The sequence below is a fragment of the Eggerthella lenta DSM 2243 genome (genome assembly GCF_000024265.1).
Lineage (GTDB): Bacteria > Actinomycetota > Coriobacteriia > Coriobacteriales > Eggerthellaceae > Eggerthella > Eggerthella lenta.
This window is the reverse complement of record NC_013204.1, coordinates 1,075,373-1,088,348: the sequence shown is the minus strand read 5'-3', so window position 1 is coordinate 1,088,348 and position 12,976 is coordinate 1,075,373. Positions and strand designations below refer to the sequence as shown.

The following is a 12,976-nucleotide window of genomic DNA, read 5'->3' as shown; positions in this document are numbered from 1 at the left end:
CGGCCCCATATGCAATGGCGGACTCCCCAATATGCCGCCATTCCCCCATCGGCGGCCGGCCCTCACCGGCCGCCATCCTTTTGCCGATATCACGACCGCGGCAATCTGCCTTTTCGGTGCCCCGTTCCCACTTTTGGGAGCGGGGTTCTTCTTTTCGCCGCGACGGCGTATGCTCCCGGTCGAATATCTACCCCTTGGAGCCATCTTGAAAGCAACCATTCAGGCCGGCCGCACGCGCCTCGCCATATCCGCCCTATGCGCCCTCCTCATCGCGGGCCCGATTCTCGCCCGCGCCCTGGCGGGAACGGGAACGCTCGATTCCGACGTCTGGTTCCTCCTCGCGACCGGCCGCGAGATCGCCCGCAACGGCATACCCCGCATCAACCCGTTCTCCATCTGGCCCGGCCGGGGCATGGTCGCGCAGCAGTGGCTCCATGATGTCTGGCTCTGGGCGTGGTACACGCGCGGCGGCTATACCGCAGTGGCCGTGTCCGTCTGCGTGCCCGCCGGGCTCCTCTTCTGGCAGCTGTCCCGCCTCATGCTCGACGCCGCCGACGGGAAGCTCTCGCCAGCGGCCCTGGCCTTCTGCCTTGCGGTGCCGTCTGTGTGCATCTGCATGTACATATCTGTCAGACCGACGGTCTGGACCGCGCTCCTGTGCACCGTGACGGCGAGGATCATGCTCAGATACCTCCGGGGCGGTGGGCGCCGGGTGCTGTTGTGGCTTTTTGCCGTGGCGGTGGCGGGCGTCAACCTCCAGGCGGCGCAATGGCCGCTGCTCGCCGCGTGCGCCGCGGCCTTCGCCCTACCGTACCCGCATGAGCTCGCCGACGCCGGGGCCTGCCGCGCGTGGTCCGCGCGGGCGCTGACGATCTGCGCGGCGGTCGTCGGGATGTGTGCGGCGTCGCTTCTCAACCCCTACGGGACCGACGGCTCGCTCTACGTGCTGAAATCGCTCGGCGAGGCCGGCTACGGCGGCGCCATCATCGAGATGCAGCCGCTCTGGGTCTCGCTCGGCCCCCTGTTCGCGGTACCCGTCGCGGCGATGGCGCTGGGGCCGGCGGCCCTATGCCTGCGCAGCGGCGCCAAGGTCCCGGCCGGCGCGTGGGCCATGCTTCTCGCCGGGCTTGTCGCGGGCACCCTGCACTCGCGCTGCATGTGGATCGCCGGGCTGTTCTGCGGGCTGTGCCTCGCCTACGGCGTCGCCGCGGCCCTCGGGGAGTCCATCGCCCGCCCGCGGCGGGCCGCTGCGGCGGCAGGCGCCGCGCTCGGCCTGATCACCGCGCTCTCGGGACTCTGGGTATCGCTGGTGCCGCAATCCAGCGGGGCCAGCGGCGTGCTCGCCGTCACGGAATCGGAGATGTCTCCCATCTTCTCGGCCATCTACGAGGCCGGCGCGGACACGTTGGTCTTCTCGAGCGACGTGTCGGTGTACAACCAACTCGAATGGGAGGGGTTCAAGGTGCCGTGCGACATGCGCCCCGAGATTTGGGGCGAGCGCATCGCCGGGGCCGGGTCGAGGTCGGCCTACCGGGAGGTCGTCGACGTCCTCCAGGGCTCGACCTCGCTGAAGGAGAGCACCGCGGAATGGGGCTGGGACCTGTTCCTCGTGAGGGACGAGGAGGCCGACGCGCTGCGGTCCGGAGGCGCCGTCGAGCAGGTGGCGGCCGGCGGCGGATACACCCTCTTCAGGCCGACGGAAGGCTGTGAATAGCGTGGAGCGCGGGGAAGATATGCGCCGCGGACGCATCCTGCTGTGGGCGTCGCTCGCGGCCACGCTCGCCGCATGCGCGGCGGCGCTCGCGGCGGTCTCGCTCACGGGATGGTCGCTTTTCCAACCCGACACCCGCTACATGGTCGCCATCGGCCGCTGGATCATCGAGAACGGCGCGCTGCCGACGACCGACCCCCTGACGCTCACCGGGGGCCTTGCCTACACCTGCCAGCAGTGGCCGCTGTGCCTCGCGGCTGCGGCCGTCTTCGATACGTTCGGGGAGGCTGGGATCAAGTGCGCTGCGGCGATGCTCGACATGGCCGCGGCGGCGACAGTCTGGGCATGCACGCTCGACCGCGGCAGGACCGGGGCCGTCCATGCGGCGGCCTCGGCGGCGCTCGCCGCGGTCATAGCGGCGCTCTGCAACTCGACGCCCCGCGGCATCGACGTGATTGCCCTGTGCATCTGCTACGCGGCGGGCGGGAAGTGGGCGCGCGGCGGGCGGGACTCCCTGCTTGCCGTCTTCCCCGCCGCTGGCCTCGCCATGGCCCAGCTCCACGGGGCGCTGTGGACCGTGGCCGCCATGGTCCCGTGCTGCCTGGTCCTCGACGGCAGGCTCGACCGGTACGGCAGGCTCAAGGCGCTCACGGCGGCGATGTCGACCGTGGCCGCCTGCATGCTCAACCCCTACGGCGCCGGGCTGCTCATGCTGCCCTTCCTCACCATGGGCGCCGAGTCGCTGAAATCGGTGGGGATCGGCGAGCTCGCGCCGTGGACGCAGGCCGCGCCCGTGCAAGCCGCCTGCGGCTGCACCCTCGCCGCGGCGCTCCTGCTGTTCCGGTGCCGGGTTCGCGGGCGAAGCGGCGGCCGGGTGCTTCTAGAGGCCGGTGACGTCCTCGTGCTCGGCACGCTCGCGCTCGCACTCGCCAACGTGAGAAACGAGCTCTTCCTGTTCGCCTCCATGGCGCTCTCCCTTTCCGATATCCAGGGCGAGGTGGCGGGGCCGCGTGCGCGGAGACCCCTTGCCCTCGCCGCATGCTGCACGGCTGCGCTCGTCGCCGCCGTCGGGTGCCTCGCCGCGACCGTGTCGGCCAAGACCGCGCTCGAGCAGTCCGCGGAGGCGGCGATCGCCGCCCTCGAGGATGCCGAGGCAGACGGGGGCGAGGCCGTCATCTGCGATATCGACGTGGGGAGCGAACTCGAACTCGCGGGGTACCGGCCTCTGCTCGACACGCGGGCGGAGCTCTACTGCCCCGAGCTCAACGGGGGCACGGATGCCTGGGGCGCCGCCCGGGCCATGCTGGCGGGCGATACCGAGGCCATCGAGGGCACCGGCGCCGATTTCGCAGTCGTCCCCTCGGGGGCCTACCCCGCTCTCGAGGACGGGCTTGCCGAACTCGGGTTCTCACGGGTGCATGACGACGGGACCTTCGAGGTGTATGCCCGCAAGGCGGCTCCATAATTCCTCCACAAGCGGAAATAGGTCCTGAGCTGGGACAATCCCGAACCTTTCCCATTTCTGGGCAGGGTGCTGACCCGTCCTCCCGCCGGGGGCATAGTTTATGCCGTATCGCCCCGGATGGGGCACAGGCTTCGCGCGGGCATGTGCCCGCGCAGACATCCAAGAGAGGAGGAGGTCCAATGAACGATATCCTCGCCAAGCCGGCGGCCATCGCCACCTGCGGCCTTTTCAACATGAAGCGCCGCGCCAAGGAGGCCCTGTCCGCCCAGGGCTCCATCGAGTGGGTCGTCATCGTCGTCTGCATCGCCGTCGCGCTGATCGCCGCGCTGATCTACCTGTCCAACCAGATGAACGTCAAGATCAACACGGTCTCCGACACGCTGTCCAAAACCGGCATCTCCGGCGCCGTCCCCGGCCAGGGCGGCCACTAGCGCATCCCGGAGCCATCCGTCCGGGGGCAGACACCCCCGCCCCCGGGCATCCCGAACCTTCCCGCGCGCCGACAGGGCGCGCTTTCCAGATAACCACAGCACCGGAGGGAGCCGCATGCTCGGAACACTCACGCTCGCAGCCGGGACGGCCGCCGCCGGCTGGCTCGCGCAACATGCCTACCAATCCCTGCGCTACTCCTTCTACGAGCGTGAGGACGCGGCCATGCTCGCGGACGGCGCCGATCCCGCCGAGCGACGCGACTGGCTGGCCGCTATCGGCGCCCAGGTCGCCATCCAGGCCGTCGCGCCCTCCACGATCGCAGCGCTCGCCGCTTCCGGCGACATCGACGCGGACCTGCTGGCGGACGGCGAGTCGGGCGCCTACGCGCGCCGCTACAACCCCACGCTCGCGGGCGAGGCCTACTGGGTCCCCGCATATCTCGCCGCCGCGCTCGCCGGCGCGGCATACTCGCCGGCGGCCGCCGTGGCGGCCGTGAGCTCGCTCGCCATCGCCGCAAGCGATATCCGCTTCCGCATCGTACCGCTCCCGCATCTCGCGGTGCTCGCCGCCTCGTCTATCGCGGCCTTCTGCCCCACCCTTGCCGGTGCCGCGCTCACCGCCGCGGGCATGGGGGTCACCTGGGCGCTCGGCGCCGCCGTGCGCCGGGCCGGCGGCGAGTGGGGCGACGGCGACTCGCTCATGCTCGGCTGCGTGCTGGGGTCGACCGCCGCGACGCCGCTGATCGTCGGCCTCGTGCCCGCGCTCGGCGCGGCCGCGCTGCTGTTCATCGCATGCTCGCGGCGCATCGGCGTCAAGACCGACGCCATGCCGCTCGCCCCCGTCATCTCGCTCGCCCTCATCGCGGCCCTCGCGGCGGGAGCGCTGTCATGAGCGCGGCCAGGGCGCGCGGGCGGCGCGGTCAGGCGACCGTCGAATTCGTCCTCATCCTGCCGCTGCTGGTCCTCATGCTCGTCGCCGTCGCCGACTACGCGCACGTCGCGCGCGAGACCGCGAACGTGCAGGCCGCGAGCTCCGAGGGCGCGCGCTACGCCGCGGCGAACCCCACCCTGTCGAACGACGCGATCGCCGCCTACGTGCGCGAGGCGTGCGCCCTGGGCGACGGCGCGACCGTCACCGTCACATCGGCGGAGGCGCCGTCGAAGCCGGTGACGCTCAAGAGCGGCGACAAGTCGGTCACCGCGCGCTATGCGCGAGAGAAGGTCACCGTCAAGGTCGTCGAGGATGTCGGCTGCATCTTCCCGCTCAAGTCGCTCGGCGTGAAGGGCGCCACCGATGACGGCTGGCAGGTCCATTCCGAGACGTCGTCCATCAGGTCAGAGATAGAGAGGTCGTGACATGGCAGCCTTTCCAACGGCACGCGCGCATGCGCACCTTCCCGGCCAGGGCTCGGTCGAGTTCATCCTGATCATGCCGGTGCTGCTCACGTTCCTCTTCGCCATCGGGTCGTTCGCGATGCTCTCCTACCAGAACACCGTGATCCAGCACTCGCTGGCGACGCTCGCCGACGCGCTTCCCGCCGGATGGCAGGAGCAGGACCGAAACGAGCTCGTCCGCGACCTCGTCTGCGACGGCACTGACCTCGACAAGAGCAGGCTCACCGTGACCAACGCGCGCGTCAAGGCCGATACAAGCGGTGCCGTCAACGACGGCGACTCCATCGCGAGCGATCTGGGGGCCTCGACGCTCAGGACCGAGACGCGCCGCGTCGCCGTCGAGGCCGATATCGCCTACGAGTACAACGACCCGCTCTCGCTCGGGCGCAAGACGACCCTCACGCGCCACGTCTCGCACAGCTATACGACCTATACGGACTGGGAGGTGCTGTGATGGCATCGCGAAAACCGCTGCGTACCCGCGGCCTTCCCGGCCAGGTCGCCGTCATCTTCGTCGTGGCCATCAGCTGCCTGCTCATCGCGGTGGGCCTCGGCGTGGACGTCAGCACGGCCTATTCGGCCAAGACCGGCCAGGAAGCCGTGCTCGAGGCCGTCCGGCAGTCGTCGCTCGGGATGTCGAACGCCGTCAAGTACTCGGAGAACCCCGGGCGCGAGGCGCGCGAGGAGGTCGTCGAGCTGCTTTCGGACAACGGATACACCGGCACCGCCGAGATCTGGTATGCGGAGCTGCCCGAGTCCGAGTCGGGCTCCAACGACCGCTACGCGGGCGTCTACGTGAGGCTTTCCAACGATACGGAGACCACCTTCCTCAAACTCGCCGGCCGCGACAAGCTGACCGCAAGGTCCACGGCCGTCTGGACCATCCATCCCTACTCGACCGGCAACGTGTACCGGCCGGCGGCCGTCGGCAACGGGAGTCTCGAGGCCACGTTCGAGGACGGCACCGTGACCGGCCGCAAGGAGACGGCAACCCGGCTCGCCGACGCCCCGGGCGCGCTGCTCGACGCCGTGCGCGGCGCGGCGGCGGCCAAGGGAAACCCAGGCAGCGGGGAAAGCGGAGACTGAGACGGCCGGCGGCCGTCCCCGAGAAAGGAACCAAGCTACATGAACGATAACCGAGACGAGATCCAGCGACTTCGCGCCATGAGGGCCGAGGCCATCAACCGCGGCGACTTCGGCCGCGCCGACGCGATCGGCGCCGACCTCGCGCGCCTCGAGTCCGCCGCGGGCGGTACCATCGACCCCATCACGGGCATGCCCGCGGCATCGGCAAGCGTCCCGTCCGCACCGCAGGGGGCGCCCTTCCCGCAGCGCCGCGACGAGCGACCCGCGCAGGGCCGTCCCGCCTACGAGGACCAGCACGGCCCCGCGCCGCGCCAATCGGCCCCGGCCCCGCAGCCCGCGTCCCCGTCCGCGCCGCAGGGAGCCCCTGCACCCCGCCGCGAGGCGCGCGACGCCCGCCGCATGGAGGCCGACGTCCACCAGCAGGAGAATACATACCGCCACGAGCCCGCGCAGGAGAGCGCATACCGCCCCGAGCCGAGCCGCCCGGCCTACGCCGGCGATGACCGCGGTGCGAAAACCGAGGCCGCTGCCGAGGAGCGCGGCGGTAGCCGCGAGGAGAAGCGCCGCGGGCGCTTCGGCAAGGCCGAGGGCAAGAAGGATGCCAAGCCCGCCGAGGGGCGCGATCCCTCGACCGCGCCGCGGCGCGCGGCGCCCAAGCCCGCCCCCGCCGGCCCCTCGAAGGGCACGCGCGCGCTCACGGTGGTGGCCGCCGCGGCCATCGCCGTGTCGGTGGGAGCCACCGTGTTCTCCGGCATGCGGGTCGCGGAGTCCTCGGCGATCATCGCCAAGAACGAGGCGAATTCCGTTAACGTCGTCGTGACCAACCGCGACGTCGCCGCCGGCGAGACCATCACCGAAGCCGACCTCGAGACGCAGGCCGTCCCCAAGGCGTACTGCCCGACCGACGCCGCGACCAAGGTCTCGGATGTCGCCGGCCACACCTCGCTCACCACGCAGACCGCCGGGACCTCCATCTCGCTGTCCTCCCTCCAGGCATCGAGCTCGCCGGCGCACATCACGTCGGCCATCGAGGACGGCCATGTGGCCATCGCCCTGTCGCTCGACTCCTCCAAGAGCCTGTCGCCGCTGCTGCGCGTCGGCGACCGCGTCAACGTCATGGCCGTCGTCTCCGACGGCGCGACGTCGAGCGCCGAGACGGTGTGCGCCAACGTCAAGATCATCGCCCTCGATTCCGCCCTGTCCGGCTCGCCGGACGCCGGGTACTCGCTCGTGACGCTCGACGTCACCGAGGACCAGGCCGCGGCCATCGTGGCGAACCCGAACGTGACGCTCACGGCCATCCCGCAGACCGCCGAGGGGGCCAGCGATGCTGAATAGGGACCTCATCGCGCTCGAGCGCGCCGTATACCGCGCCGCGCGTGAACAGCTCTCATCCGACAACCAGACCGAGCAGCCCGACGCCGACGTGCGCAGTCGCGACCGCGACGCGGCCTCGGTCATCGGCCCCATCATCGACGACCCGGCTTTCTACCACCTCGTGCCCGAGCGCTTCATCGACCAGACCGGCCGCATCGCCGACGACGCCTACCAGGAGGTGCTGCGCGCGGCAATCAACGACCTGTACTACTTCGGGCCGCTCGAGGACCTGCTGTACGACGAGTCGCTTTCCGAGATCATGGTCAACGGGCCCGAGTCGGTGTGGGTCGAGCGCTCCGGCAGGCTCATGCTCACCGACGTCTGCTTCGAGGACGACGACCACGTGAAGTTCACCATCGACCGGATCGCCGCCGGCATGAACCGCCGCTGCGACGAGGCCTCGCCGCTGTGCGACTGCACCATCGTCCGGCCCGGCACGCCCTTCAACGGCTCGCGCGTCAACGCGGTGCTCAAGGGCGTCGCGGTCGACCACCACCTCATCAACATCCGCAAGTTCCGCAAGGACGCGCTCACCCCCGAGGCCCTGATGGCCAACGGGTCGTTCGACGGCCGCATGCTCGAGATCATGCGCGCCATCGTGCAGGGCCGCATGTCCACCATCGTGGCCGGCGGCACCGGATCGGGCAAGACGACGCTGCTCAACGCCATCTCGCTCTACATCCCGCCCGAGGAGCGCATCATCACCATCGAGGACACGCCCGAGCTGCGCCTGAACCAGCCGCACGTCGCCCGCATGGAGACGCGCGACGCCAACGTGGAGGGCAAGGGCCGGATCGACTACCGCGACCTCGTGACCAACGCGCTGCGCCAGCGCCCCGACCGAATCATCGTCGGCGAGTGCCGCGACGCGGCGGCCTTCGACATGCTCCAGGCCATGACCACCGGCCACGACGGCTCGCTCACCACGATCCACGCCGACAACTGCCGCGAGGTGCCCACGCGCCTGCGCACGCTCGTCCAGCAGGCTAACACCGGCATGTCCTCGCGCGAGATCCTTGAGTACATCAGCCAGGCCATCGACTTCATCATCTACACGGAGCGCTCCCACGGCGTGCGCCGCGTGACCGAGATCGCGGAGGTCCAGGGCATGCAGGGCGACGTCGTCACGATCGCCCCGATCGTCCGCTTCGAGCACGACCCGAACGACCCCGAGCACTCCGGCTGGTTCGTCCCGACCGGCGAGCGCTTCATGCGCCGCCATATCGAGAAGATGGCGAACGAGGGCGTCTTCGTCGATGACGACTGGTTCAACCCCCAGGCGGTGTTCTAGCATGGGCGGGTCGCTTTCCAACATCGTCAACCTGCTGCCGGCCCTGCCAGGTCTTGCGCTCGGCGTCGCGATGCTCGTCATCGCGCGCCGCGGGCGCATCGCCCGCGAGCAGGCCGGCGTTGAGTCCGCAGACGAGCGGCCGAGCGGCAAGGTCGCCGCGGCGCTCGTCTCCGTCTGCGAGCAGGCGTCCCCGCAGCTGTCGGTCCAGGAGGCCGAAATCGTGTGGGCGGCGACCGCGACGCTGCCGGCGCTCACTGCGCTCGCGCTCGGCGTCGGACCCCTGTCGCTGCTGCTGCTCCCCGTCTGCGCGGCCGGGTTCCCCCTCTACCTCAAGGTCCGCCGCGACTCCGGCAAGAAGAAGTTCGAGGAGCAGCTGGGCCAGGCGATGCCGCTGATCGCGTCGAACCTGCGCGCGGGGTCGTCGGTCGCACAGGCCATCGGGCCGGTCGCCGAGAACATGAGCGACCCGATCAAGTCCGAGTTCAGGCGCCTGACCTCGGATATCCGCGCCGGAACCCCGGTACCCGAGGCGCTGGACAAGGTCGCCGACCGCACCGGAAGCCGCGACCTGCGCCTGTTCGCCACGGCCGTCGACATCTCGCAGCAGACCGGCGGCTCGCTCGCCGACATCACCGAGAACGTCGGCCAGACCGTCCGCGCCCGCGTCGAGGCCCGCAAGGCCATCAGGTCGAAGACCTCGCTGAACCGCATCGAGTCGCAGATCATGGTCGGCCTGCCCGTCTTCATGATGGCGGCGCTGCTCGCGATCTCGCCCTCCCACCGCGAGTTCTACAGCCAGCCCTCCGGCTGGGCACTTATCGCGCTGGCCGTCGTGCTGGACACGCTCGCCTACCTCATGATGAGGAAGATGGGCGACGTCAAGCTCGACTAGGCGGCGCCGGATAGATTGGAAGCACCGTGAACATCGAAATCCTGCGCGGCGTCGCGCTGTCGCTCTGCGCCGCCACGGTCGCCGGCCTGCTGTCCTTCCTGGGGCTCAGGCGGCTCGGCGGCATCGAGTCGGGCCCGGTCAAGCGGCCGAGCCGGCGCCGGCGCGGCGAGACGCGCCTGGACACGCTCACCTACAGCGTCACGCGCTACGTCCCCATGAGCGAGAAGGTCGCCGACGCCACGCGCGACATGCTCTCGCGATCCGGCGTCACCATGCCCGCCGCGTCGTTCTGGGCCATCCGCGTGGCGTCGTTCTCGGCCGGCGCCGCCGCGGGGCTGATCGCCATGCCGCTCGTCGGAGGCGTGCAGGGGCTCGCAGCGGCGGGCGCGCTCGCCGTCGCCGGGCTCGCCGCGCCGCAGGCGTGGCTGCTCGCCCGCCGCGCCGAATGGCGCGACGAGCTCGACCGCCAGCTGCCCGACGCGCTCGACCTCATGGCCATCTGCATCTCGGCCGGGTCGTCGTTCGAGGGCGCGCTGGCATCGGTCGGCACCCGCATGGACGGGGCGATCGCCGAGGCCTTCGCCCGCGTCGCCAAGGAGGCCGCCTACTCGAGCCGTTCCGAGGCCCTGCTGGGACTGGCCGACCGCGCCCAGGTGAACTCGATCACCTTCTTCACGGCATCGCTCGTGCAGGCGGAGCGCGCGGGATCTTCTCTGGTCGACATCATCCGCATGCAGGCGCAGTCCGTCCGCACCGAGCGCCGCCTGAGGGTCGACGACATGACCAACAAGCTGTCCACCAAGATGCTCTTCCCCATGCTTCTGCTCATGCTGCCCTCGATCATCATGCTCATGCTCGCGCCGATGATCCTACAGCTCGGTCAGTTCTTCTAACCTTCCGATCAAGGAGCCATCCGATATGAACGACAGATATCTCGACGAGGCCGTGGCCGTCACGGCCTCGGGCAAGAGGGTCCCGATCCTCACCCATACCTGCCGGGGCTTTCTCGAGCGCTTCTGCGGGCTCATGCTCAAACGCGAGGTGCCCGAGGCGTGCGGCCTGTACTTCCCCGGCTGCCGGTCGATCCACACCTGCATGATGCGGGTGCCCATCGACGTCGTCTGGGTGCGCGAGGGCGAGCCCGGCGAGCTCGATGCGGTATCGCTCGATGTCGCGCTCAAGCCCTGGCGGTTCTTCGCCGCGCCGCGCGGCGCCACCGGCTGCGTTGAGTTCCGCGCCGGGTCGTTCGACCCCGCGGACAGACCGGCCGAGATCGCGCGCCCGAAGAAGAGGAAATAGGCGATTTCGGCCGCAATGCCGCCGTCTGCCTGTGTAGGCAGACGGCTTTTGGGTATCGCGCCCGGTTTGCCTTCGCGTTTTCCATGGGTGGCGGCATGGAGGGACCCCATCCGTCCCGTAGGGCCGCCGGATGTGGGAAACGCCTCGCGGCCGGCTTCGGCGGAACGGGGTATGAGTCAAAAGGAGCTTGCCGAGGCGGCAGGCCTCACACCGGCCTCGGTGAGCAGGTACGTCAACGGCGAGCGGCTGCCGTGGCCTGCCACGATCGCCGCGATGTCGCGCGCCCTCGGGGTCGAACCGTCGGACATCATCGGAACCTCCTGCGATCAGGAGCTGGATGACGCCGTGCACCACGTAGCCCGCAATGCGGACAGTCTCACGGAAGCGCAGCGCGCCGAGCTTATCGCCGCACTTGCGAAGCGCTAGGGAGATCGGCGGACGGCCGAGGTCGATATGCTCAAATATAGAATCTGAGGGCGCGTCTATACCTTGCCGGAGTTGGGTAAGATGGCCGTAGAAGACGATGCGTCCCCGTGTGAGCAACAAGGAGCGCGGGCGGCCTAGTTTTCAGCTTTGGTTAGATGCCCGGGCTCCACCCCGGGCATCTGCGTATCAACTCCGGTCCACCGGGTAGAATCACAGGTGAACGAAGCGGACCCTGCGCAGGTTGCTAGCCAGTTACGCGGGCGATGCGGATTTCAGGTTTAAAGGCCGGGCTGCACTCCCGGCCTTTTTCTGCGACAACCCCGCCGCCCGCCTGCTCGCGGGGTGCGTCGCCCTTCAATTCCAGCCAATCTAATATGGGCGTCTACCTGCTGCGTTGGGACGATTGACGATGATCCGTTGGGACGATTGACGGTAGCCCGTGGGCATGGCGTCCGGGTACATATCGCCCTTGGGTCTCCTGCGGATGAACAGGGCGAACGCCCTGTCGGTTTCGGCAGGGCGCCGCTTGCAATCGGAGATATGTTTTGAGGGAAGGGAGAGGGGCCGTTTTCGCCCGGCCCCGGGGCGCGCACCTGCGTTGCCCGCGTTCCCAAGGTGTGACAGCATAAGGAACGGGTTCCGCTTGCTATCGATTCTACCTTGTGGCGCGGCGTTCCATCTGGCGGCCCCATTTCTCCATATCCGGTCGAGGATGTAAGGTTTATGCGGTCTGAGCGCATCTTTTAGGCAGTTGCGGGGTATACCTCCTGCCGAATCTGAAAGATCTCTTGAAGGCGTGAGTATCTATGAAGTCGATCATCGACCCTGCCGGCGAACACGGCGCCCATATGCTCTGCATGGCGGCGGTATAGTTGTTCGGTTGGGAGTGCGATCCCGCGAGGGACGGGCGGCTCACGATCGCCGAATACCGCGAACAGTTTTTGGGCAAGGTGGGCCATCGGGCGACCATCTCGGGGCACATGGGCTCGAAACGCGGCACCGCGGCGAACCTCGCGAAGGTGCGCTGCACGCTCGCGCAAGTGTTCGACAGCTTCGCTATCTTCACCGTGAACGACGGCAGGCACACGCAGCCGGGACGCCGCCGGACCCTGTGCGTCGATTTCGCCTCGGTCCATTCCGGCGATACCGTAGTCGAATGGCTCTAGGCGGGTCGCGACCGCGATTCCGCAGGACTGAAAGGAAACGACCATGACCGAGAAGAAGGCCGCCTTCGGGAACAACTTCAGCCCCGAACAGCGGGCCGCCGCACTGAAGCGCGCCGCCGAGATGCGCGCCGCGCGCGCCGAGTACCTTGCCCGCGTCAAATCGGGCGAAGTGACCATCGCGACCGCCCTGGCCGAGGGCAAGGATAATCCCGTCGTCGGGCGCATCAAGGCGAAGCGTCTGCTCATGGCCCTGCCGGGTATCGGCTCGGCGAAGACGCAAAGCGCCATGACCGCAATCGGCATCGCGGAGTCCCGCCGCGTCGCGGGCATCGGGCAGCGCCAGGCCGAAAAGCTCATCGAGCTTTTCGGGTAGATGCGCACGCTGCGTTGCCCCAACGGGCAATGAGGAACCATATGCGAGGCCCCGGAGCCGTCGC

At 69.3% G+C, this 12,976-nt stretch carries 15 protein-coding genes; all 15 read left to right on the top strand.

The window, feature by feature from the left end:
* Nucleotides 1–205 precede the first annotated feature (205 nt).
* Nucleotides 206–1,714 (top strand): hypothetical protein, encoded by a 1,509-nt coding sequence (locus ELEN_RS04430; RefSeq protein WP_015760251.1) that lies wholly within the window; start codon nucleotides 206–208, stop codon nucleotides 1,712–1,714.
* On the top strand, nucleotides 1,707–3,176 hold the full coding sequence (locus tag ELEN_RS04425) for a hypothetical protein (protein ID WP_143924735.1): 1,470 nt from the start codon (nucleotides 1,707–1,709) through the stop codon (nucleotides 3,174–3,176). Before ELEN_RS04430 ends, ELEN_RS04425 begins: the two co-directional genes overlap by 8 nt.
* A gap of 179 nt (nucleotides 3,177–3,355) precedes the next feature.
* The gene (locus tag ELEN_RS04420; RefSeq protein WP_015760249.1) at nucleotides 3,356–3,607 is read left to right on the top strand and encodes a hypothetical protein; all 252 of its coding nucleotides are present in this window, start codon (nucleotides 3,356–3,358) and stop codon (nucleotides 3,605–3,607) included.
* Between the two features lie 115 nt (nucleotides 3,608–3,722).
* On the top strand, nucleotides 3,723–4,499 hold the full coding sequence (locus tag ELEN_RS04415) for a hypothetical protein (RefSeq protein ID WP_015760248.1): 777 nt from the start codon (nucleotides 3,723–3,725) through the stop codon (nucleotides 4,497–4,499).
* On the top strand, nucleotides 4,496–4,963 hold the full coding sequence (locus ELEN_RS15685; protein WP_015760247.1) for a TadE/TadG family type IV pilus assembly protein: 468 nt from the start codon (nucleotides 4,496–4,498) through the stop codon (nucleotides 4,961–4,963). Before ELEN_RS04415 ends, ELEN_RS15685 begins: the two co-directional genes overlap by 4 nt.
* 1 nt (nucleotide 4,964) lies before the next feature.
* A complete protein-coding gene (locus tag ELEN_RS04405) occupies nucleotides 4,965–5,456 on the top strand; it encodes a TadE family protein (RefSeq protein ID WP_015540172.1) in 492 nt (163 codons plus the stop codon).
* On the top strand, nucleotides 5,456–6,088 hold the full coding sequence (locus ELEN_RS04400) for a pilus assembly protein TadG-related protein (RefSeq protein WP_015760246.1): 633 nt from the start codon (nucleotides 5,456–5,458) through the stop codon (nucleotides 6,086–6,088). Before ELEN_RS04405 ends, ELEN_RS04400 begins: the two co-directional genes overlap by 1 nt.
* A 39-nt stretch (nucleotides 6,089–6,127) precedes the next feature.
* The gene (cpaB, locus tag ELEN_RS04395; RefSeq protein WP_015760245.1) at nucleotides 6,128–7,426 is read left to right on the top strand and encodes a Flp pilus assembly protein CpaB; all 1,299 of its coding nucleotides are present in this window, start codon (nucleotides 6,128–6,130) and stop codon (nucleotides 7,424–7,426) included.
* A complete protein-coding gene (locus tag ELEN_RS04390; protein WP_015760244.1) occupies nucleotides 7,416–8,756 on the top strand; it encodes a TadA family conjugal transfer-associated ATPase in 1,341 nt (446 codons plus the stop codon). Before cpaB ends, ELEN_RS04390 begins: the two co-directional genes overlap by 11 nt.
* 1 nt (nucleotide 8,757) lies before the next feature.
* Complete coding sequence (locus ELEN_RS04385; RefSeq protein WP_015760243.1) at nucleotides 8,758–9,648, top strand: type II secretion system F family protein; 891 nt, start codon at nucleotides 8,758–8,760, stop codon at nucleotides 9,646–9,648.
* Between the two features lie 26 nt (nucleotides 9,649–9,674).
* Nucleotides 9,675–10,541, top strand: a complete 867-nt coding sequence (locus tag ELEN_RS04380; protein ID WP_015760242.1) for a type II secretion system F family protein — start codon at nucleotides 9,675–9,677, stop codon at nucleotides 10,539–10,541.
* Nucleotides 10,542–10,566: 25 nt separating this feature from the next.
* Nucleotides 10,567–10,947 carry a DUF192 domain-containing protein gene (locus ELEN_RS04375; protein ID WP_015760241.1) on the top strand — a complete coding sequence of 127 codons (381 nt, stop codon included), beginning with the start codon at nucleotides 10,567–10,569 and terminating at the stop codon, nucleotides 10,945–10,947.
* Nucleotides 10,948–11,118: 171 nt separating this feature from the next.
* Nucleotides 11,119–11,373: a helix-turn-helix domain-containing protein gene (locus ELEN_RS16300; protein ID WP_015540174.1), complete on the top strand. Its 255-nt coding sequence runs from the start codon at nucleotides 11,119–11,121 to the stop codon at nucleotides 11,371–11,373.
* Nucleotides 11,374–12,245: 872 nt separating this feature from the next.
* Nucleotides 12,246–12,539: a hypothetical protein gene (locus ELEN_RS04365; RefSeq protein ID WP_015760239.1), complete on the top strand. Its 294-nt coding sequence runs from the start codon at nucleotides 12,246–12,248 to the stop codon at nucleotides 12,537–12,539.
* Between the two features lie 43 nt (nucleotides 12,540–12,582).
* Nucleotides 12,583–12,912 carry an integration host factor, actinobacterial type gene (gene mihF, locus ELEN_RS04360; protein WP_015540176.1) on the top strand — a complete coding sequence of 110 codons (330 nt, stop codon included), beginning with the start codon at nucleotides 12,583–12,585 and terminating at the stop codon, nucleotides 12,910–12,912.
* Nucleotides 12,913–12,976 lie beyond the last annotated feature (64 nt).

Excerpts from the sequence above, each read along its gene's own strand:
- ELEN_RS04415 (WP_015760248.1), top strand. The coding sequence starts at position 3,723 with ATGCTCGGAACACTCACGCTCGCAGCCGGGACGGCCGCCGCCGGCTGG.
- ELEN_RS04390 (WP_015760244.1), top strand. The coding sequence starts at position 7,416 with ATGCTGAATAGGGACCTCATCGCGCTCGAGCGCGCCGTATACCGCGCC.
- ELEN_RS15685 (WP_015760247.1), top strand. The coding sequence starts at position 4,496 with ATGAGCGCGGCCAGGGCGCGCGGGCGGCGCGGTCAGGCGACCGTCGAA.
- ELEN_RS04405 (WP_015540172.1), top strand. The coding sequence starts at position 4,965 with ATGGCAGCCTTTCCAACGGCACGCGCGCATGCGCACCTTCCCGGCCAG.
- ELEN_RS04385 (WP_015760243.1), top strand. The coding sequence starts at position 8,758 with ATGGGCGGGTCGCTTTCCAACATCGTCAACCTGCTGCCGGCCCTGCCA.
- ELEN_RS16300 (WP_015540174.1), top strand. The coding sequence starts at position 11,119 with ATGAGTCAAAAGGAGCTTGCCGAGGCGGCAGGCCTCACACCGGCCTCG.
- ELEN_RS04400 (WP_015760246.1), top strand. The coding sequence starts at position 5,456 with ATGGCATCGCGAAAACCGCTGCGTACCCGCGGCCTTCCCGGCCAGGTC.
- cpaB (WP_015760245.1), top strand. The coding sequence starts at position 6,128 with ATGAACGATAACCGAGACGAGATCCAGCGACTTCGCGCCATGAGGGCC.
- mihF (WP_015540176.1), top strand. The coding sequence starts at position 12,583 with ATGACCGAGAAGAAGGCCGCCTTCGGGAACAACTTCAGCCCCGAACAG.
- ELEN_RS04375 (WP_015760241.1), top strand. The coding sequence starts at position 10,567 with ATGAACGACAGATATCTCGACGAGGCCGTGGCCGTCACGGCCTCGGGC.
- ELEN_RS04420 (WP_015760249.1), top strand. The coding sequence starts at position 3,356 with ATGAACGATATCCTCGCCAAGCCGGCGGCCATCGCCACCTGCGGCCTT.